The organism is Psychrobacillus lasiicapitis, assembly GCF_006861795.1.
In the GTDB taxonomy this organism is placed as follows: domain Bacteria; phylum Bacillota; class Bacilli; order Bacillales_A; family Planococcaceae; genus Psychrobacillus; species Psychrobacillus lasiicapitis.
In genome coordinates, this window is sequence record NZ_VDGH01000015.1 from 1 (window position 1) to 20,503 (window position 20,503).

The window sequence follows — 20,503 nt, forward strand, 5'->3', positions numbered from 1 at the left end:
GTGGGATTAGCGAGACAGGTGAGACCCCGCACGTAGCGTTAGCGGAGGAGGAGGCTCACCGCTCGCCCCACGGAAAGCGTCCGCCTGGAGCGGAAATCATGGCGGACATCTTAGTATCTTACCGCGCCGTTTCCCTAAATGGTGAAATAGTCAATCACTTACCGTATTTTATAATTTTCTAAAGATGAAAAAAGCTGAGATATCTTATACATCTCAGCCGTTTTCCTCACAATTATTTACTTGTCTCTCTTCGCACGATCGGGGCAACTTCTGTTGCAAGTAGTTCAATGCCTTTTGCAATCTCACTAAATGATTGACCACCGATATCTATTTGTGCGATAAAACGGTCGTGTCCGAACGCTTCATGCTGGCGAAGTATTTTTTCAACGATTTGCTGTGGACTTCCCACAAAAAGAGCAGTTTCTGGACTTGCTACTTGCTCGAAATCAGAACGAGTTATTCTAGTTGTCATTCCTCTTTGCTTATTCACATAAGACCAATAATTAGCGTAATAAGGATAAAACTCGTCTTTTGCCTGTTGGCTTTCTTTTGCTATATAGGTGTGTCCGTTTACTGCAATCGGTAAGTTTTCTCGTTTATGCCCCTCTTCAATACCCGCTTGTATATATAAATCTACTAAGGATTTAAAGTGTGTTAGCGGTCCTCCTAATATAGCCATTGCCAATCCAACTCCGAGTTTACCAGCTCTGATTGCACTTTTAGCAGTCCCACCTACTCCAACCCAAAGTGGCAGCTTTTTTTGAATTGGTCGTGGAGAAATCATTGCATTCTCCAGGTTAGAACGGAATGTACCTTGCCAAGTCACCATTTCCTCTGTATTTAACTGTTGCAGTAATTTTATATTTTCTTCAAACAATGCATCATAATCATCCAATTCATACCCAAAAAGGGGAAAGGACTCTATAAATGCTCCCCTACCTGCTATGATTTCAGCCCGTCCTTCGGATATCAAGTCTACCGTTGCAAAATCTTCAAATAAACGAACTGGATCTAGGGTGCTTATAACACTTGTTGCACTCGTTAGTTTAATATGTTTTGTAGCTTGTGCAAGAGCTGCAAGGACAATTGCCGGAGACGAAATAGTATAATCTAACCGGTGGTGTTCGCCAACACCGAAAATATCAAGACCCGCCTCATCAGCCATTTTCCCCAATTCAATCACTTCTTTTAAACGCTGTTTCGCACTAATTGTTTCTCCAGTGTGTGGATTTGGACCTAGGTCCCCAAATGTATATATACCAATTTCCATTATCTACTCCGCTTCTGAAACAACTGAAAAACGTTCATTAACATGCTTGGCATTTTCAATTTCATCTACAATGGCAATAGCATAATCTGCATAACTGATATAGCTTTTACCTTCTGAGTTTAAAATTAGATTATCTTTTCCTAATTGATATGCCCCAGTTCTTTTACCTTCCGGGTCAAAGTGGCCAGCAGGGCTAACAAATGTCCAATTAATATCAGCTGTTTCTTGAAATTCTTTTAAGTTTCTTCCTTGACCTGTTGCTGTAGGTTTGAAAATGGCAGGAAATTCAGGAGTATCCATTACACGGATTGTTTTCGCCTCGTCTACATATAAACTTCCTGCTCCGCCTACAACAATTGCTCTTGTATCAGTTCCTTTGATCGCCTCAATTAAAGCGTGACCAGCATCTACATGGGCTTGCTCTTCTCCAAGCGGTGCACCAAATGCATTTACCACAACATCAAACTGTTTTACATCCTCTGAAGTAAGGGCAAATATGCTTTTTTCTAAAACTTGAACGTCTTTCGCATTCAGCCTCGTAGCATCTCTAACAATTGCCGTTACTTCATGCCCTCTAACTTTTGCTTCTTCTAATATATGACTTCCCGCTTTTCCTGTTGCCCCAATAATACCTATTTTCATGTTTTTCCCTCCAATAAAATTTCATTTCGTTGTAACATAACCTGTTACAACTATAGCAAAAAAATTGAATAGTAATTATCCAATTTTTTTGCTTAACACTTGAACTAACTCTTCCATCGTAACTTCCTTTAAAACTGCCTCCATTGCATCTTGCGCACGGAACAGTATTAGCTCCAAAACCCCTTGAATATTAGCACCGACTGGACAATTGGGATTGGGATTCTCATGTATTTGGAAAAGTTCTCCTTCTTCCACCACTTCTACCGCATCATATACATCTAAAAGGGTTATATCATGTAAAGGCTTTAGAAGTGTCGCTCCTCCTAGCCCACGTCGAATCTCTATAAGTCCTGCTTTTTTTAACTTGCCCATTACTCTTCGAATTACCACTGGATTTGTATTAACACTCTCTGCAATCCACTCAGAAGTACAAACGATGTTTCGATCTAATGTTACGAGAGATAGTATATGAACAGCGACAGTAAATCGACTACTAATCTTCATATTTTTCCACCTTCCGATGTAACCATCATAATTACATCTATTGTTTTTGTCAAATAAATTGCTGGTTCCTTACACAACGTAGTATCTTCCCCTTCTATTATCCCAAAAACTTCTATAAAATAAAAAGAAAGCCTATAGAAAAGAGGAGATTAAATTGAGTGACGTATCTGTAGAACTAAAGGTTGAAAAAACGCCCCATAGAAATGCTCCTAAAAAAGTCATCTTTGCACGAACAGTAATGATTGCTATTGGTGCTATTTTAATGGCAGTTGGACTGGAGTTATTTTTAGTACCAAATCAAATATTAGACGGGGGAGTAGTTGGGGTCTCAATTATCCTTTCACACCTTACTGGTGTCCGTTTAGGTATTTTTATATTTATCCTCAACATCCCATTCTTTTTCCTTGGCTATAAACAAATAGGGAAAACCTTCGCATTATCCACCTTATTTGGCATTACAGTCTTATCTATTTGTACATCCTATTTACATAATATAGATCCCATCACGAAAGATTTGTTGCTCTCCACTGTGTTCGGAGGAATCATTTTAGGAATGGGTGTCGGCCTCGTTATTCGAAATGGCGGTTCCTTAGATGGTTCAGAAATTCTAGCGATTTTATTCAATAAAGCCCTACCATTTTCTGTTGGTGAAATTATTATGATTATTAACTTAGTTATTTTCAGTGTGGCGGGCTTCGTATTTACTTGGGAACAGGCGATGTATTCATTTTTAGCCTATTTCATTGCATTCAAAACAATCGATATTGTCATTCAAGGATTAGATGAGTCCAAATCTATTTATATTATTAGCGATCAGATAGAGGACATTGGAGATGCTATCATGGATCGACTCGGGCGCGGGGTTACCTACTTACACGGGGAAGGTGCCTATACGGGGGACAATAAAAAGGTGATTTTCACTGTGGTTACCAGAATTGAAGAAGCAAAACTAAAGTCGATAGTAGAAGAAATTGATGACCATGCATTTTTAGCAATCGGCAATATCGCCGAAGTTCGTGGCGGAAGATTTAAGAAAAAGGATATTCACTAATAAAAACTACCCTTTTACTTTATATAACAGAAGGATTATTCCTTTCATGCAAAAACCGATCTCAACATAAATGAGATCGGTTTTTGCATTAAACATATGATTTTACTTTTTCATCAAGCATTGTGCCATTTTTCGCTAGATTCGTATGGAACGAGAATGCTTTTTCAAGTACATGTGGAGTTTGTCCACCTCTTGTTAAAGCTTCTTCATAGTAACTACGTAATTGTGATTTGTACATTGGATGTACGCAATTATTAATAATCAGTTCTGCACGTTCTCTTGGAGCTAATCCACGAAGATCTGCATAGCCCTGCTCGGTCACAACCACATCCACATCATGCTCGGTGTGGTCTACATGCGCAACGAAAGGAACAATACTTGTAATGTTTCCGCCTTTTGCTATAGACTTCGTGACGAAAATGGCAAGTTTTGCATTTCGTGCGAAATCCCCTGAACCGCCAATACCATTCATCATTTTTGTTCCTGAAACATGTGTAGAGTTAACGTTTCCGTAAATATCAAACTCAAGCGCTGTGTTGATCGAGATCAATCCGAGACGACGAATAATTTCAGGATGATTAGTAATTTCCTGTGGACGTAGGACTAACTTATCTCGATACTTATCCAAGTTCCCGTATACTTGCTTCATCATCTCTTCTGAAAGCGTAATGGAGCAAGCAGATGCAAAATTGACTTTCCCTGCATCGATTAACTCGAACACAGAGTCTTGCAGCACTTCCGAGTATACTTGTAAATCTTCAAATTCGGAATCAATGAGGCCGTGTAACACTGCATTCGCAACCGAACCGATACCTGCTTGTAGAGGAGCTAGGTTATTAGTAAGTCTTCCTGCTTTTACTTCTTCTCGTAAGAAAGAGATTAAATGGTTTGCCATTTCTTTTGTCTCGTGATCTGGCGGAACAATCGGTGATGGTGAATCTGTGCATTTAGTAAAAACGATACCTCTAATTTTATCCGTGTCAACAGGCATTCCAACTGTACCGATTCGATCATCTGCTTTTGTTAATGGAATCGGAAGTCTTTGTCCTTGTTCAGCTGGCTCGTATAGGTCATGCAATCCTTCTAATTGTTCCGATTGGTCTAGATTAATTTCTACAATAATGTTTTTAGCGTGTGTTACAAAAGCTAAATTGTTACCAATAGATGTAGTAGGAATAATCATACCATCGGCCGTTATTGAAACCGCTTCCACTATAGCGAAGTCAATTTGTGGTAAAGCTCTATTACGTATCATTTCTGCTGTATGTGATAAATGTTGGTCGACAAATAAATGATTACCGGCATTAATATTTTTACGCATCGTTGCATCTGCTTGGAAAGGCAAGCGTTTGTTAATAATACCTGCTTCCGACAAGACTTTATCTAAATCAGAACCTAAAGAAGCTCCTGTAAAAATATTTACTTTAAACTTTTCTTTCTTCGCTCGCTCAACTAATGCAAATGGAACCGCTTTCGCGTCACCCGCACGTGTAAATCCACTTAAACCTAATGTCATACCGTCTCTAATCCACGATGCAGCATTCTCCGCTTTTACGACAAGATCATGCAAGCTGCTATCTTTTATACGCTCAAGATTCTTTTCCATCAATTAACCCCCCCGTATAGTATATGTATCTTATTTTATCGTAAATTGTCACAATTTCGATAAAAGTAGATAAAGAAGCTTAATGATCGATTAAAGCAGAGAATTTTATGATTAAACCAGCAAATACTTTACCGTATAATTTAAAACCATTATTTTAATATAACAAATTAATAAATAAGGCTTGAATAAAAGGATACTTTCCCCTTATACAAGCCTTATTACTATCATTCAGCAGAAGACTCCACCTCTAGAGGTGGTCAAACACTTGGGCATAATGGATTGTTAAAATCCTAATAACTTTCGAAAATAACTAGAGTATGACTGACTAACAGAAACTTTTTCGCCATTGTCCATCACTAGAATAAACGTAGAATGTGTATCTGGATAAATTTCTTTTATATGATGAACATTCACGATAAAAGAACGATGACAGCGTATGAAGGATTGTCTAGGAAGCCTATATTCGAAGTCATTTAGTGAACTAGTATGGGTTCCCGAGAATGTCTTCGTCACTATATGTGTTTTTCGATCCTTTGCTTCTAAATAAATAACATCTGAAAACGAAATAGGAATCCAGCCATCCTGTGTTTTGATCGTTACGACAGACTTTCCTTCCGTAAATGCTGGATAAATAGCTAGTACACAACCTTCAAGCTCTCCTTGATGTTGAAAAGGTACAGCCATCCCGTGATAAGGAACACCAAACACTTCTCGGTCGATAAACTCCGACACTTTTTGCTTTCCGCTCATCGCTTTATAAGCAAGTGTTCCTTCTACCACTGGATCACCAGGAGAAATTTTCAAATCTATTCGTTTACTTGGTCGATAATAGATATATTTTTCTTTATCGGATACTGCAATAGATATTTCATCGGAAAATAGTTCGCCTATTACATCTAAAAGTCCACCAATGGATAAATCCTTCATTCCTGTACTTTCCTTTCGTTCTAAATTACACACAAACGACTATTTCACGCGAAAACTGCTGTTTCTTTGTAATACAACGATCGATTATTTGGAATCCAATCGATTCCAATCGCTCATCCATAGACTCAATTGTTACAATAACGACCTTTTTGGCTATTCTTCTAGCGTGCTTCAATATCGTAAATTGTTCGTCCCATGATGCATGCGTGTACAAATTATACGGCAAATCAATAATGGCAACATCGTAAGTTTCTGTGATATCTTCAATAGCACTTTTTCTTACATCCCCTGTTAAACCAAAGTGTGCAATATTTTCTCTAGAACCTACGCAAACAAGTGGATTAATATCCCTTCCGACTATGTTTATTCCCATAGATAAAGCTTCGACAAGCACTGTTCCAATTCCGCAGCAAGGATCGATTGCTCGAATCCCTTCAGAACGTGGAACTGCGATATTGGCTACTGCGCGAGCCACTCTTGTGCTAAGTGCAGTTGAATACTCTCTTGGTTTTTTCATATGCTTAAACCAAATAGGTTCACTTTTCGTATATAATCCAAAGTACCAGCGACCGCCGTATGGAACTACTGCATATAGTTGATCGGGATTATGTAAATCGAAATCTCCTTGCATTTCACTTCCAATTGCTCGTTCTATTTGAAGGCGCTCATTATTTTCGATTTTATCTTTCCCTTGTCGATCATTAATCTTGAGAAACATTACTTTGTTTGTCTGTTCTTCATTGCCAAACATGGATGCACGTGCAATGATCTCTTCTACCGTGTCTCCCTCTACTAATACTTCGACTCTTCCTTTTATAAATGGGCTTCTACTAGGATCTATCTTCACATCGCTTTTTATGATTTTGGCTTCCGTATCTGCTCCAAAAAAAGAGCGCATCTCTAAATGACATAGGGAGCGTTCTGCATCGTTATATGCAAATGTATAAATGAATGCCGGTTGTCGGCTAAAATTCGTCAATGTATTCCCTCCAATAATATTTCTATTATAACACGCAACAACCGATTCCTCTTTTGAAAGAAATCGGTTGTTTGCTTACTTTATATGTCAATGGAGCTTTCTTGTAAATAGTTATATATCTCTTCACCAATTTCCGCTAGAATTTGCTTGGATAACAGGTCATCTTCTTCCTTTGATAAAACAGTTGCAAGTAACTTTCTTTGTCCAACATAAAAAATGCCAACATCATGACGAGTTCCAGGTATCCAACCTGTTTTATGGGCTAGTTCCCATGGTGTCATACCATCATTAAAGTTAGAATAGGGGGAAGGGAGTTTTTCAGGTAAGCAATCTTTTATTTGTTGCTTTTTCATAATAGCAATCATTTGTTTACTAGCCTCTTCACTTGCTAGCTTACCTGTAGCCATCAGCTTTAATAGTTTTCCAATATCATTCGCTGTTATTTGATTGTAGCCTTTTGGTCTCGGATTATTCATCATTAACTTATTATAAAAAGTGCTCTTTTCCATACCCGCTTCTTTCATCGTTTGTACAATATGTTCTACCCCTACTAAATCTATTAATATATTAGTCGCTGTGTTATCACTTTGAATAATCATTAACATCACTATGTCGCAAATTGAAAGAGACGTGCCAGGAGTTAAATGTTGAAGAACACCTGAACCTCCTACAAAGTCATCTTCCTTTAGAATCAATTCATCTGTTAATGATATTTCCCCGCGTTCAACAGCAGAGAAAACCGCTACCATGATTGGGACTTTTATAACACTTGCTGCATAAAAAAGTTCATCCCCATTTGATATCCACTTTGCCCCTCTATCAAGATCTTCCAATACAATACCCCATGTTCCCGCTGACTGTTCAGTTAAACTTCGGATCTTATTTACTAGTATTTTCATCTTTCGTCCCCCTTTATTTAAAATCATGAAATTACATTCTATTATAATGGAATAATAAGATATATTATGAATAATAGATGAATTTAAAAGGTGGCAATTGCTATACAACAGTTATTATTATTACAACAAGTAATTGATTACATAGACGAACATATTAAAGAGGACATTCATCCTGAGGAGCTAGCTAATCTTGTTGGCTATTCCCCTTATCATTTTTATCGAATCTTTGATAAACATATTGGGTATACGGTTATGAACTATGTGCAGAAAAGAAAGCTCCAATTCGCTTTGTACGAGTTAGTCCGAGGCAAAAAAATTATTCAAATAGCACTAGATTATGGATTTGAAACGCATTCTGGTTTTACAAAAGCCTTTAAAAAGTGTTTTGGAAGTCCTCCAAGTTTATATAGGCTTCACTGTCCAATCTCCTTACCACAAAAACTGGATTTAATTAGTCTTCGTCAAAAACAGACTGGTGGAATAGTGATGCAACCAAAAATTATGTACAAAGATGCTTTTGATATTGCAGGGAAAACATTTGAGAGTCACTTGGAAAGAGTTTCTTACACAAGAGATGCACCTGCTTTTTGGGAACAAAGGATTCCAGCTGATGAAGCAATTGAAAGAACGCTATACAATCTATTGTCTCCTAAAGAACATGGGGAATATTGCATTAATATAAGTGGAACCGAATTGAAAGACAAATTCACTTATTTATTTGCCATAAACTATGATCAAGATGTCAATCTTCCTAAAGAACTGACAAAGTTGAAAATCCCAGCAGCAACATACGCGGTTTTTAGAACCCCGCTCGTTGCAGTAGAACATTTTGTCAGTTCTATTAAAGGGACTTGGCAATATATTTTGGACGATTGGTTGCCATCATCTCATTATGAAGTCGATGAAAGCGTCTATGACTTTGAATACTACGACGAACATTGCCACGACTGGATATACGAAAAAATATTTATGGAAATCTACTTGCCGATTAAGAGAAGAGAAATAGACTGAGCTAAATTCCATAAATATTACCAGTTTGCCCTTTTTCCTACGGGGTAAATATATACGGAGAAACAGATTTAGCATCTGAAAAGATCTCCCTTCGTTTTTCTCATAACTATTTGACAATGCTGCTTGTCCAAATAGGAGCCTCACTCGGCAGAGTGAGGCTTTTAAATTTATTGGATTTAATAAAGAAATATAATATGCGACTTATATTCCCCTCTCTAATGTAGAATTTCTTCGGAATGGTATATTAACAAATTAAGTGCCGAGTTAAATAACGAAAGCATCAGTATTAAGACTGGTGCTTTTTCATAACGATATTATATAAAAATAGAACTGGAGTTAACAAAACTGCGCTAACAATAATCGCTGTTTTTATCGTAGAATTAGCAGCAACAGAACCCATTACAGGACCTCCTCCAATTTGACCGATAGCATCCACTTGGCCTTTTACAGAAAAAAATGTTGCGCGCGTAGAAGATTCTGGAATAATCTTATTTAGCCAAATATCCTCTAACGGATACATTACTTTTCTGGTTACTTGAATAACGATATAAAATACTAATAAGCCAATCGCATACGTTGACACTGCAAAGCCGATTAATGAAGCAATAATAAATAAGCTACAAGTAAATAGCAAGGCATAAATATGCTTTAAATTCTGATGGATGGAGCTTCTATTCATGAAATGGAGTACCCCAAAAGAAATGAGCACAACTATAAATTCAATACCTCCAGTTAATAAAACTAGCTTTTCAGCCGTTAGTGCTACTAAATTAGATACATCAAAAAAATGGGACATCCACAAACGATCGAATCCTTCACTATAAAACCCAATGAATAAAGCAATGAGGAATAGCATTCTGATGATAAAGCTGGTTCTAGTATGAAATATAATCTTCTCCATGCTTACCTTCATACTTTTCCAACTAGATATTCCCTCCGTTTTGTCTAAAGGTTTAAAGTTTTCTTCCTTCATAAATAGGATTAAATATATCGCCAACCCAAACATACAAAGTCCGCCAATAACGATTGGTAGATTAATCATATAAAGACCAGTTAATATACTTAGAGGTATTGCTATGACTTGCCCAAGATTACCAGCCTTTGCTCCTTTCATAAATGCTAAGGAAGCTTGCTCTTCCCCTACTTCATCTGCAATCCAAGCTTGCAAGGAACCACTTGTAAATGTATAACCAATCCCCCATGCAACTTGCGCTAAAAGCACAGCGATAAAATATGGGAATAACCCCTCGATTAAAAAACCACTCCCTATTAAAAAGTACCCAATTATTATGGAGAGCTTACGGCTTTTTGCATCTGAAATTACTCCAGTTGGAATTTCAAATAGAAAAACAGATAGCTCCAAAACAGTTCCTACTAAAACTAGTTGTAATGGATCTAGCATGACAATTTTCACTTGATATAACAAACTTACAGTGAAAATAAATGTAAAAAACAACTGTGATAAAAAACAAGTATAAATATAAACTTGATAAGGATTTTTTGTCTTCCATAGTGTCATTTTTCTCCCCCCTCCTATTGATTATAGAAAGGAGCCTTATCGTTTTCTTGTCCAAATTTGCGATTGTTCACAAAAAAAATCCTTCTACTTCATCTATGTTATATATAGTAAAAGAACATCTGAATAACGTGTAACTTTTGATGCTATTTTCCTTCTGTAAAATAGCTTAAAAGAGAAGTTCGGTGATAAACCGACGCTGTCCCGTAACTGTTTGCCCTATATCACGTATAAAATAAAAAAATCACCTTCTCTTCCTATTTTCCCCTCTTTTCTAAACAAGAAAAAAGCGTGCCGAATCAACAAATATTCGGTACGCTCTCAAATTACTAATTTATCTCTGCATTGTGCCTCCACTAATGGTACCGCCTTTGAAAGCATGTGCATCCATATCCACTACAAACAAGACAACTGTTGTATCTTTGTTTGCTCTGAAAGAAGGGAGTTCCTCAACTAAATCAAGTCATAGCTTCCTGTTTAATGACCGTATAGTCCGCAATTTGAATAATACGAGTAATTGGGAATGGTCCTCTAAAAGGTTGAGCATGATTTCTTGCTCGTAGAACTTGAATCACTAGCCTCTTCTCCTTTACCAATTATAAATCTTGATAATCCTTCTGATATCTTCCGCCGTCTTTTACTTCTGAATGATATAGCGCTTTTAAAGCAAAACTTTTTTCTAAGTCGTGCTCTTTCATTACTTCTTTCAAACGTTTGGAAAGCTCTGCACTATGTTTTACCAGTTGCTCCATTTTAGACTTCGAGTATTGCATGAGCTATCAACTCCTTTCCATTCAATTTGTCATTAAAGTATAACACTAACAAAAGTTTTTTCTTATAATCACCATTATTAAAAAATTTACATACATTACTTTGACAAAATAAAAATGAAGTGTTATCCTTGTGAACAAATGTTTCCCTAAGGAAATTTAATAGCACTTAAGAAAAAGGTGATTTTTTTTATTCTAAAAGTTTCCTAAGGGAAATAAAGTGGAGTGTAGGAAAGTGGAGGAATCAAATTGAAAAAAATCTTGTTTTTATTCATTACAGCTATTTTGTTAGTGGGATGTAGCAACAATGCTAGTGGAGATATTGGAAAAGAGACGAAGCCTTTAGTTGTTACAACAACCGGGCAAATTGCGGATGCTGTTAAAGAAATTGCCGGCGACCAAGTAGAAATAAAATCATTAATGGGACCTGGTGTAGATCCTCACCTCTATAAAGCGACACAAGGGGACTTACAAACCTTAGAAAAGGCCGATATCATTTTTTATAACGGTCTAGAACTAGAAGGCAAAATGAGCGACATTTTTGAGAAAATGAAGAAAGAAAAAAAGGTTGTCGGGATTGGTGATATAGTCCCGCGAAATCAAATACTAAAGGATGAAGCACATCCTGAACTGTCAGATCCACATATTTGGTTTGATATAAAGGTATGGGAATTAGCGACAAAAGAAATAACCAAAACACTTTCGGAAGAACTTCCGGACAGTAAAGAAGAATTTGCAAAAAATGAAGAAGTATTTTTCAAAAAATTATCCGATTTATCCGAATGGACAGATCAACGCATAAGTGAAATTCCGGAAAAACAACGAGTGCTTGTAACAGCCCATGACGCATTTAACTACTTTGGAAATAGTCACGGCATGGAAGTACGAGGTTTACAAGGTTTAAGTACAGATTCCGAGTATGGCTTAAAAGATATTCAAAATATCGTAGACTTTCTAGTAGAAAACAATATTAAAGCTGTTTTCATAGAATCCAGTGTTTCTGATAAAGCAATGAAGGCTGTGATAGAAGGTGCGAAAGAAAAAGGGCACACAATTAAAATTGGCGGGGAACTCTACTCCGACGCAATGGGTGCGGAAGGAACAGAAGAAGGCAACTATATTGGCATGTATAAACATAACGTCAACACAATTGTAGATTCACTTAAATAGGGGGGAAGCAACATGGATGCTTTACAAGTAACAAATTTGTCGGTTGCTTATGAAGAAAAAGTGGTATTACAAAATGTGAATTTAACTACTCCAGTAGGTCATCTAACAGGCATTATCGGACCAAATGGTGCTGGTAAATCTACACTAATCAAAGCAATACTGAACCAATTACCAAATAAAACAGGGGCTGTTCATATTTTAGAACGCCCCCTTAACCCAAAAGATCATCTAGTCGGCTACGTTCCACAACGGAATGCAGTCGATTGGGACTTTCCTGCAAATGCTTTAGATGTTGTTCTAATGGGACGTTACGGACATATCGGTATGATTAGAAAACCTTCAGCAAAAGATAAACAAATTGCCATGGAGTGTTTAAAAAACGTTGGAATGGAAGCTTTTGCTGATCGATCAATTGGTCAATTATCTGGAGGTCAACAGCAGCGTGTATTTTTGGCTCGTGCACTAGCGCAAGAAGCGGAAGTCTATTTTATGGATGAACCATTCGTTGGTGTGGATGCAGCCACAGAACGTACAATTATTGCTATTTTAAAAGACTTAAAAGCAAAAGGAAAATCTGTTTTTGTTGTTCACCATGACTTACAAACAGCAGCTGACTATTTTGATTGGATGATTTTGTTGAATCAAACGATTACTGCATCAGGACCAACAGAGCAAACATTTACAGAAGACAATCTGCAAGAAGCATATGGCGGAAAATTATTTTTTATGGATCAAACGAAATTGAACAAAACGTTCAATTGAGAGAGGTGAGGGAATAATGCTAACCGGAAATTTGCTTTGGGTTCTTATAGGGGCTATTTTGCTAGGTATAGCTGCAGGTTTAAATGGAACCTTTGCCTTTCTTCAAAAACAAAGCTTAGTAGGAGATGCAGCTGCACACGCTGCTCTCCCTGGAATTGCAATAGCGTATTTAGTTACTCAGCAAAAGGATTTACCAATTTTAATGTTAGGTGCAGCCATTACTTCTGCACTTGCTGTCTATATGATCCAGTGGATTGTCGGAAACTCAAAACTAAAAGCAGATGCAGCAATCGGATTTGTTTTATCCGTATTTTTTGGTATTGGAATCGTTCTCCTTACCATTGTCAATCAAAGCGGCACAGGAAATCAAAGTGGATTGAATGATTTTATATTTGGAAAAGCTGCTACCATGGCGAAAAGCGATCTAGTTTGGCTATCAAGTAGCGCTTTGTTAATCATACTAATGTGTTTACTATTCTTTAAAGAATGGAAGTTAATGATTTTTGACCCGATATTTGCAAAAGGGATCGGATTACCAGTCGAAAGACTACGTATTTTGTTGACAGCACTTACCGTCCTAACGATTGTAACTGGCATACAAGCAGTTGGTGTTATATTGATGGCAGCTATGCTCATTATACCTGCTGCTGCCGCTAGATTTTGGTCCAATCACCTTGGAGTTATTCTTGTTACTAGTGCTTTCTTCGGTGCTCTTTCTGGGGCGTTAGGTACGATTATTAGCTCCGTTCGTACAGGACTTTCAACCGGACCAATTATTGTATTATGTGCTGCTAGTCTCTTTGTCATATCCTATTTTTTTGCACCAACGCGAGGGTTCATCGCCAAATCATTAAAGAAAAAAGCATTTAAGCAAAGAAATGTAGTAAAGGAGGCAGCAAACCATGAATGAATTCTGGGTGCTTTTGACTGGGTCATTAGTTGGCATTACTTGTGGGTTAACTGGTGTATTTTTGATCCTGCGCAAAACAGCTATGATTGCAGATGCCATTAGTCACACCGTGTTATTTGGAATCGTAGTGGCATTTATGGTTACACAATCATTAAGTGGATTTTGGATGCTGGTTGGTGCTGCAATAGCTGGATTACTTACTACTTTTCTTGTGCAATTGCTTCAATCAGGAGGCTTACAAGAAGATGCCGCTATCGGAGTTGTGTTTACTTCCTTATTCGCACTAGGGGTGTTATTTATCACTTTATTTGCAGGGAACGTACACTTAGATGTAGAGCATGTGCTGATGGGTGAAATTGCGTTTGTTCCATGGGATACATGGGACATTTTAGGATTTTCTATGCCGAAAGCAGTTTGGATGTTGTTAATCGTTCTTGTATTCAATCTATTATTCCTAGTTTTCTTTTACAAAGAGATGAAGCTCACTACTTTTGATCCAGTTTTTGCACTCTCTATCGGCTTGCCAATAGTAGCTATGCATTACTCTTATATGACACTCGTTTCTTTAACAACTGTTGCTGCTTTTGATAGTGTAGGGGCAGTTCTTGTGGTGGCGATGCTCATCGGACCTGCTGCTACTGCTTACCTGATGAGTAAAAGTGTTATAGGAATGATTGTCTGGAGCATGGCATTTGGAGTTATGGCTGCAATCACGGGATATTATTTAGCAAAACTATGGAATACTTCCATTGCCGGCATGATGGCAGCAATGATAGGTGTACTATTTATGCTCGTGTTTTTATTCAAGCCACATGACGGTTGGATATGGAAAGTGTTCAAACGCATGAAAATAAAAGATACAGAACCTAATATATTATAAGTCACCTTGTTATACATGGTGGCTTTTCTTTTGTGCTGAAAGCTTTGCTATAATAAAGTCATTCAACATAAACGAACAGAGGTGACTTCATGTATAAAACCATTGGGATACTTGCTCATGTAGATGCCGGAAAAACGACTTTTTCTGAGCAACTACTTTATCATACAAAGACAATTCGACAAAGAGGACGCGTCGACCATCAAGACTCTTTTCTCGATAGCCATTCAATCGAAAAAAATAGAGGAATTACGATTTTTGCGGATCAAGGAATCTTCTCCTATAACGATTCCACTTATTATGTCATAGATACTCCTGGTCACGTCGATTTTTCCCCAGAAATGGAACGAGCTATTCAAGTGATGGACTTTGCGATCATTATTATTAGCGCGGTAGATGGTGTAGAAGGACATACCGAAACCGTATGGCAGCTACTACGAAAACATCAGGTACCCACTTTTTTCTTTATCAATAAAACTGATTATGAAGGAACCGACGTAGCGATCATTTTAGATGAGATTCGAGCTAACTTGTCAAAAGACGTGTGTGATATAACTAAGTCTTTTAATGAAGACTTTATCGAATTTTTAGCGGAACGAGATGAGGAACTCCTTGAAACGTATATGGAGAGCGGTTATGACGAGGAATTGTGGATACAAACGTGTAAACGGATGATTCGAGAAAATAAAATTTTCCCTTGTGCAAGTGGCTCTGCTTTAAAAGATATAGGTATTATCGAATTTTTAGAGAAACTGGATTTGTTAACAGAATCCTCTTATAAACAGGAAGAACCGTTTTCCGCACAGGTTTACAAAATTCGTCATGACGAAAGTGGAAATAGAGTCACATTCCTTAAGTTATTAAGTGGCAAGCTAAAAGTAAGAGATGAAGTGCAGTACGGAGACCAAGCAGAAAAAATTACCCAAGTCCGCGTATATAGCGGAAGTAAATTCAAAACGACGGAACAAGCGGTGGCGGGCGAGCTAGTGGCAGTAACCGGGCTATCAAGTGCTTCTATTGGCGACGGGGTTGGCGCCACTAATGACAAAACGACCTTCGATATGATTCCTACTTTAAAATCAAAAGTGAATTTTGATGCTTCCATTCACGTCAAAGAAGTGTTGCGGTGCTTTAAATTGCTAGATGCAGAGGATCCTTCGTTAAGCGTTTATTGGGATGAACATTTTCAGGAAATACATGTGCATGTGATGGGTGTGATTCAGCTGGAAGTGCTTCAACAAATTGTCTTGGAACGCTTCCAATTGAACGTCTCTTTTAGTGAGCCTAGAATTTTATATAAAGAGACCATTGCTACACCAGTTAAAGGATATGGTCATTTTGAGCCATTAAAACATTATGCAGAAGTGCATTTATTAATCGAATCTGCAGAACGTGGCAGTGGCATTTTGTTGGATAATGTATGCCATGCTAATGATTTATCAATCGGTAACCAAAACTTGGTGCTACATCATTTGTTGGAACGTGACCACCACGGGATACTGACCGGTTCTGCTCTCACGGACGTTAAAATAACACTCCTCACAGGTCGAGGGCATAACGAGCATACACATGGCGGAGATTTTCGAGAAGCAACATATCGAGCATTAAGGCAAGGTTTAGAAAAAGCAGAAAATGTCCTCTTAGAACCTTTTTATGACTTTAAATTAAAAGTTGAGATGGACCTCATAGGTAGAGTCCTATCTGATATCCAACAAGCGCACGGAACTTTTGATACACCAGAAAATGTGGGCGACAAAGTGATTGTAAAAGGACGAGTACCTGTAGCAACCTTTATGAACTATAGTACGTCATTTGCTTCCTTCACACATGGTAAAGGAACGCTAAACCTACTATTTGGTGGATATGATCGTTGTCACAATAAAGAGGAAGTAATTGAAAAAATCGGCTACAATAAAGAAGCAGATCCTGAATATACATCCACTTCTATTTTCTGCGCAAGAGGAAAAGGCTATAAAGTTCCTTGGGACGAAGCGGAAGAAGCAATGCACTGCCTATAATACTACTTGATAAGGAGGAAGTTAAATGATCGCAACGATTCAAAAAGAAAAGGACATCTATACGGCATATTTCGAACGTCATATCCAGCATTCGGTAGAAGAAGTTTGGAGCATGTTAACGGAAAACGACAAATTACAACAATGGTTTTCTGAACTTCAAATTGTTGATTTAAGTAAAGAAGGTTTAATCAAGTTTGATATGCAGGATGGTACTTTCATTGATATGCAAATTGTAGATTACGAGCCTTACAAAGTTCTAGCTTTTGAATGGGATAAAGACATCGCTAGATTTGAATTATCACCCGTTCCAGACGGTTGCCAATTAACCTTTATCGAAACGATTTCCTCTTTTACAGAACAAACAATCAAAGATCTTGCAGGGTGGCATGTGTGTCTGGATGTTATTGAAGCGATTTTAGAAGGTCGAACAATAGATAGAAAAGATGAATGGCAAGCTTGGTACGTGAGATACGAGGAGCTCCTTCAAGAAATAATGAAATAATATATACAAGCACTCTACAAACAGCTGTTATTGTAGGGTGCTTTCATCTATTCGTATCTAAATATCACAAATCTTTCATTGTTGTTTTGGTCATATAACTCTGGTACTCTCACTTCTTTCACCAACACAAAAGCAGTATGATCCTCAAGAAATTGTATATATTCCGAAGTAGGATAGTATAAAATAATATCAATCGAACGAGGATGATGTTCTACCGATAATAAGATATTGCTGACAACCTTTTGAAATATTTGAATGGAAAAGGGGTTAAAGAAATAAAACCGATTATCATCTGGTTCGATATCATACCCTTCGGCGAAAATATGCTCAAACCGTATAGATGCCCTGGAAGCCTTTGATCGTTCCATGTATTTTGTTAAATTTTCTAAAGCCTCTTGGTAAAGCTGTCCATTCATCTCCACTCCTGTCACAGACACATGCAGGTGATGATGAATATAAAATGGGAAACGTCCTTTACCACAACCAAAATCTACAAATTTATCATAAGTAGTACTTACATACTCATCAAAAAGTGCCTCAAGTGCCATATAAGGAGTTGCTTCATAGCGATTGTAATGTGCGGATTGATGTTGCCATTCACGTATTCCTTCTGTTTTTATCCGCAATAATCGATCATGATCTTGTTCTTTCATAGTAACTCCCTTCATTACTCAACCTATTCTATTTAACTCTTTTATCATTTCTATAACTTGTATTTTTTTATCTTGAGCGCTTCTTCCTTATTGATATGTTCCAATTCAAAGTCTAAAACGTTTATTACTCCTTGATTTAGGGCAGGAGAAGAGCAACCATTATTGTGCTTTATATCAAAAATGACTTGTATATCCTTCAGACTACAGAGAAACAATTAGATCCATCACGCCGTAACAATTGTCATCTTTCTTTCTATAATCATACTTCAAATTAACAATCATTAATATGATATATATCAATTGTGAACGGTCATTATGTTACTGCAGTTGCAATAACAAAAAAATAAAAAACGACAAGGAAAATTTGGTGCTTCCTTGTCACTTTGTTTATACATTTAACTGGAACACGTATACAAGCACATACCCCAGAGTAGATAATAAAATAGAGCCTACAAATCCTGCTGCAAAAGGCTTTACACCCAACTTTCTAAAAGTTTTTATATCAATATTCAATCCAAGTCCAGCCATTGCCATTGCAATAAGAAGATAAGCGATTACAACAATCCAAGTAGCAAGTTCTTCTGGAATAATCCCCAACGTGTGAACACCACTCATTACTAAAAATCCAATAATAAACCAAGGTATACTGGACATAGAAAACTTACTTTTCGATTCACCTTTTTCCCCTCTTTGTACAATATACCCGATCACTAAAGCGATTGGTACTAAAAGTGCCACGCGTGTGAGCTTCACAATAACAGCTAGATCCACCGCTGCACTTCCTCCGGGATCAGCTGCTGCAATTACGTGAGCAATTTCATGTAATGTACCACCAGCGAATACACCGTAACCACTAGGAGTAAGATGTAAGATAGGATACAAAAAAGTATATACTAATGTAAATAACGTACCTAGAATGGCGATAGTTCCCACGCCTATCGCAGTTTCTTCATCATTCGCCTTCACTTGCGGGGCTATTGCTACAACCGCTGCTGCTCCGCAAATCGCCGTCCCACAAGCTGTTAAAATTCCTAGTTTTTTATCGACCCCAAAAACACATGAAAACCCATATACAACAAATAAAGCAAATAGAATATTAATAAGAGCAATCAAAAAAACACTTAATCCAGCATGATAAATGTCTGCCAAATTTAGACGCATTCCCAATAAAATAATACCTAATCGTAGCAACTTTTTACTTGAAAAAGAAACACCATATTGAAACTTTCCCGGTACACCAATCGTGGCGCTCCAAACTACTCCCAATATGATAGCAATAACCAATTGTCCCATAATAGATAAATACGGAACTTCCGATAATAGTTTAGCCAATATAGCAATAACTAGCGTAATACCTATACCGTAAAAAAAAGGCTGATTCAATGTATTAGCTTTCTCTTTCATCGATATTCCCCCCTATGTTTACTTCCACTTTACGAAGGTTTTCGTTATTAGTAAAATACATATAAATAATCATTACCATTAATATCTTTAATAATTGGAGGTGATCAGTTGTACTATGATGCACTTAAAACATTTATAACACTGGTAGAAACGAAAAATTTTACAAGAGCAGCGGAACTCCTTCACATTTCACAACCAAGTGTCAGTGTGCATATAAAAAATCTAGAAGTAGAATTTCAAACAGAGTTATTCATACGTTCACCCAAATTACTAAAAATTACGCCTACAGGTGAAATCTTATATGATCGGGCTAAACAAATAATTTCCATGTACGAGCAAACTCGAAGAGAAATTCTTGAGCATCATCATGACATTATAGGAAAGCTCATCATTGGAGCAAGCTTTACAATAGGCGAGTATGTCATCCCTCCCCTACTTGTTGAACTACAGAACGTTTATCCAAACCTGGAATTGGAAGTATTTATAGGAAATACAGAAGAAATTGTGCAGTCTGTTCGGTTGCTGAATGTGGATATTGGTTTGATAGAAGGCCAAACAAATGAGAAGGAGTTGCTAGTAGAACCTTTTATGGAGGATGAGTTATTTATCGTTAGTTCAATTGAACATGAGCTTGTTACTAAAAGTTCAGTAAGTATAGCCGATCTTCAAAATCAAACATGGTTTATAAGAGAAGAAGGATCGGGAACACGAGAGTATTTAAAACATATGATCCGTTCCAATGGTTTAAAGGCGAAATCAATAATTACCGTTAGTAGCAATCAAGGGATTAAAGAAACGATTATGCATAATAAACAAGGACTATCACTCCTGTCCGTACATGCAATAGAGAGAGATATCCAACAGCGTAATCTTTCTATCCTTCCCCTTAGCCATCCACCCTTTAAACGATTATTTTCCTGTATATGCTCTCCTGTGATGGAAAACAAACGACATGTAATGGCATTTAGAGATAGGTTACGACAAAAAACAAAACTCTAGCATTCCTAAAAATGCTAGAGTTTTGCTTCTAGA

General features: G+C 37.3%; 20 protein-coding genes. 9 read left to right on the forward strand and 11 right to left on the reverse strand.

Annotation, left to right across the window (positions count from 1 at the left end; genetic code table 11):
• Positions 1-232 precede the first annotated feature (232 nt).
• From FG382_RS20600 to FG382_RS20610, 3 genes are all read right to left on the reverse strand, one after another.
• A complete protein-coding gene (locus tag FG382_RS20600) occupies positions 233-1,270 on the reverse strand; it encodes an LLM class flavin-dependent oxidoreductase (RefSeq protein ID WP_142540736.1) in 1,038 nt (345 codons plus the stop codon).
• A gap of 3 nt (positions 1,271-1,273) precedes the next feature.
• Complete coding sequence (locus FG382_RS20605; protein ID WP_142540737.1) at positions 1,274-1,912, reverse strand: NAD(P)-dependent oxidoreductase; 639 nt, start codon at positions 1,910-1,912, stop codon at positions 1,274-1,276.
• Between the two features lie 75 nt (positions 1,913-1,987).
• On the reverse strand, positions 1,988-2,416 hold the full coding sequence (locus tag FG382_RS20610) for an Rrf2 family transcriptional regulator (RefSeq protein ID WP_142540738.1): 429 nt from the start codon (positions 2,414-2,416) through the stop codon (positions 1,988-1,990).
• A gap of 238 nt (positions 2,417-2,654) precedes the next feature.
• Between FG382_RS20610 and FG382_RS20615 the strand changes: the two genes are divergently transcribed.
• Positions 2,655-3,467: a YitT family protein gene (locus tag FG382_RS20615; protein ID WP_142540831.1), complete on the forward strand. Its 813-nt coding sequence runs from the start codon at positions 2,655-2,657 to the stop codon at positions 3,465-3,467.
• Between the two features lie 88 nt (positions 3,468-3,555).
• On the opposite strand, the gene FG382_RS20620 is transcribed toward FG382_RS20615, so the two are convergent.
• The 4 genes from FG382_RS20620 to FG382_RS20635 form a co-directional block, all read right to left on the reverse strand.
• Positions 3,556-5,073 (reverse strand): succinyl-CoA:acetate CoA-transferase ScpC, encoded by a 1,518-nt coding sequence (locus FG382_RS20620; RefSeq protein WP_142540739.1) that lies wholly within the window; start codon positions 5,071-5,073, stop codon positions 3,556-3,558.
• Between the two features lie 282 nt (positions 5,074-5,355).
• Positions 5,356-6,000, reverse strand: coding sequence for a LytTR family DNA-binding domain-containing protein (locus tag FG382_RS20625; RefSeq protein WP_142540740.1), 645 nt, complete (start codon positions 5,998-6,000; stop codon positions 5,356-5,358).
• A gap of 25 nt (positions 6,001-6,025) precedes the next feature.
• A complete protein-coding gene (locus FG382_RS20630; protein WP_142540741.1) occupies positions 6,026-6,979 on the reverse strand; it encodes a TRM11 family SAM-dependent methyltransferase in 954 nt (317 codons plus the stop codon).
• An 80-nt stretch (positions 6,980-7,059) separates the two neighbouring features.
• A complete protein-coding gene (locus tag FG382_RS20635) occupies positions 7,060-7,878 on the reverse strand; it encodes a serine hydrolase (protein WP_170206593.1) in 819 nt (272 codons plus the stop codon).
• A 90-nt stretch (positions 7,879-7,968) separates the two neighbouring features.
• Between FG382_RS20635 and FG382_RS20640 the strand changes: the two genes are divergently transcribed.
• Positions 7,969-8,889: an AraC family transcriptional regulator gene (locus FG382_RS20640; protein ID WP_229677443.1), complete on the forward strand. Its 921-nt coding sequence runs from the start codon at positions 7,969-7,971 to the stop codon at positions 8,887-8,889.
• Between the two features lie 286 nt (positions 8,890-9,175).
• On the opposite strand, the gene FG382_RS20645 is transcribed toward FG382_RS20640, so the two are convergent.
• Complete coding sequence (locus tag FG382_RS20645; protein WP_142540743.1) at positions 9,176-10,408, reverse strand: MFS transporter; 1,233 nt, start codon at positions 10,406-10,408, stop codon at positions 9,176-9,178.
• Between the two features lie 593 nt (positions 10,409-11,001).
• Complete coding sequence (locus tag FG382_RS22825; RefSeq protein ID WP_170206594.1) at positions 11,002-11,178, reverse strand: hypothetical protein; 177 nt, start codon at positions 11,176-11,178, stop codon at positions 11,002-11,004.
• Positions 11,179-11,424: 246 nt separating this feature from the next.
• On the opposite strand from FG382_RS22825, the gene FG382_RS20650 reads away from it, so the two are divergent.
• The 6 genes from FG382_RS20650 to FG382_RS20675 all read left to right on the forward strand — a co-directional run bounded on the left by FG382_RS20650 (position 11,425) and on the right by FG382_RS20675 (position 17,414).
• Positions 11,425-12,345, forward strand: coding sequence for a metal ABC transporter solute-binding protein, Zn/Mn family (locus FG382_RS20650; protein ID WP_142540744.1), 921 nt, complete (start codon positions 11,425-11,427; stop codon positions 12,343-12,345).
• A 12-nt stretch (positions 12,346-12,357) separates the two neighbouring features.
• Positions 12,358-13,107, forward strand: a complete 750-nt coding sequence (locus FG382_RS20655; protein WP_142540745.1) for a metal ABC transporter ATP-binding protein — start codon at positions 12,358-12,360, stop codon at positions 13,105-13,107.
• Positions 13,108-13,123: 16 nt separating this feature from the next.
• Positions 13,124-14,017 (forward strand): metal ABC transporter permease, encoded by an 894-nt coding sequence (locus FG382_RS20660; protein WP_142540746.1) that lies wholly within the window; start codon positions 13,124-13,126, stop codon positions 14,015-14,017.
• The gene (locus FG382_RS20665) at positions 14,010-14,897 is read left to right on the forward strand and encodes a metal ABC transporter permease (protein ID WP_142540747.1); all 888 of its coding nucleotides are present in this window, start codon (positions 14,010-14,012) and stop codon (positions 14,895-14,897) included. The genes FG382_RS20660 and FG382_RS20665 overlap by 8 nt, the downstream gene beginning before the upstream one ends.
• An 89-nt stretch (positions 14,898-14,986) precedes the next feature.
• Complete coding sequence (locus FG382_RS20670) at positions 14,987-16,912, forward strand: elongation factor G (RefSeq protein ID WP_142540748.1); 1,926 nt, start codon at positions 14,987-14,989, stop codon at positions 16,910-16,912.
• 25 nt (positions 16,913-16,937) lie between these two features.
• On the forward strand, positions 16,938-17,414 hold the full coding sequence (locus FG382_RS20675) for an SRPBCC family protein (RefSeq protein WP_142540749.1): 477 nt from the start codon (positions 16,938-16,940) through the stop codon (positions 17,412-17,414).
• 47 nt (positions 17,415-17,461) lie between these two features.
• Here FG382_RS20675 and FG382_RS20680 read toward each other — a convergent pair whose 3' ends face one another.
• Positions 17,462-18,067, reverse strand: coding sequence for a class I SAM-dependent methyltransferase (locus FG382_RS20680; RefSeq protein ID WP_142540750.1), 606 nt, complete (start codon positions 18,065-18,067; stop codon positions 17,462-17,464).
• Positions 18,068-18,454: 387 nt separating this feature from the next.
• Entirely contained in the window at positions 18,455-19,471 is a 1,017-nt protein-coding gene (locus FG382_RS20685; protein WP_142540751.1) for a YeiH family protein, read from the reverse strand.
• Positions 19,472-19,579: 108 nt separating this feature from the next.
• On the opposite strand from FG382_RS20685, the gene FG382_RS20690 reads away from it, so the two are divergent.
• Complete coding sequence (locus FG382_RS20690; protein ID WP_142540752.1) at positions 19,580-20,470, forward strand: LysR family transcriptional regulator; 891 nt, start codon at positions 19,580-19,582, stop codon at positions 20,468-20,470.
• Positions 20,471-20,503: the final 33 nt, after the last annotated feature.

What these genes read in the sequence shown, in the direction of transcription:
- FG382_RS20685 (WP_142540751.1), bottom strand. Translation starts at nt 19,471, where the DNA reads ATGAAAGAGAAAGCTAATACATTGAATCAGCCTTTTTTTTACGGTATA.
- FG382_RS20620 (WP_142540739.1), bottom strand. Translation starts at nt 5,073, where the DNA reads ATGGAAAAGAATCTTGAGCGTATAAAAGATAGCAGCTTGCATGATCTT.
- FG382_RS20610 (WP_142540738.1), bottom strand. Translation starts at nt 2,416, where the DNA reads ATGAAGATTAGTAGTCGATTTACTGTCGCTGTTCATATACTATCTCTC.
- FG382_RS20665 (WP_142540747.1), top strand. Translation starts at nt 14,010, where the DNA reads ATGAATGAATTCTGGGTGCTTTTGACTGGGTCATTAGTTGGCATTACT.
- FG382_RS20605 (WP_142540737.1), bottom strand. Translation starts at nt 1,912, where the DNA reads ATGAAAATAGGTATTATTGGGGCAACAGGAAAAGCGGGAAGTCATATA.
- FG382_RS20680 (WP_142540750.1), bottom strand. Translation starts at nt 18,067, where the DNA reads ATGAAAGAACAAGATCATGATCGATTATTGCGGATAAAAACAGAAGGA.
- FG382_RS20615 (WP_142540831.1), top strand. Translation starts at nt 2,655, where the DNA reads ATGATTGCTATTGGTGCTATTTTAATGGCAGTTGGACTGGAGTTATTT.
- FG382_RS20660 (WP_142540746.1), top strand. Translation starts at nt 13,124, where the DNA reads ATGCTAACCGGAAATTTGCTTTGGGTTCTTATAGGGGCTATTTTGCTA.
- FG382_RS22825 (WP_170206594.1), bottom strand. Translation starts at nt 11,178, where the DNA reads ATGCAATACTCGAAGTCTAAAATGGAGCAACTGGTAAAACATAGTGCA.
- FG382_RS20635 (WP_170206593.1), bottom strand. Translation starts at nt 7,878, where the DNA reads ATGAAAATACTAGTAAATAAGATCCGAAGTTTAACTGAACAGTCAGCG.
- FG382_RS20655 (WP_142540745.1), top strand. Translation starts at nt 12,358, where the DNA reads ATGGATGCTTTACAAGTAACAAATTTGTCGGTTGCTTATGAAGAAAAA.
- FG382_RS20625 (WP_142540740.1), bottom strand. Translation starts at nt 6,000, where the DNA reads ATGAAGGATTTATCCATTGGTGGACTTTTAGATGTAATAGGCGAACTA.
- FG382_RS20645 (WP_142540743.1), bottom strand. Translation starts at nt 10,408, where the DNA reads ATGACACTATGGAAGACAAAAAATCCTTATCAAGTTTATATTTATACT.
- FG382_RS20670 (WP_142540748.1), top strand. Translation starts at nt 14,987, where the DNA reads ATGTATAAAACCATTGGGATACTTGCTCATGTAGATGCCGGAAAAACG.
- FG382_RS20675 (WP_142540749.1), top strand. Translation starts at nt 16,938, where the DNA reads ATGATCGCAACGATTCAAAAAGAAAAGGACATCTATACGGCATATTTC.
- FG382_RS20600 (WP_142540736.1), bottom strand. Translation starts at nt 1,270, where the DNA reads ATGGAAATTGGTATATATACATTTGGGGACCTAGGTCCAAATCCACAC.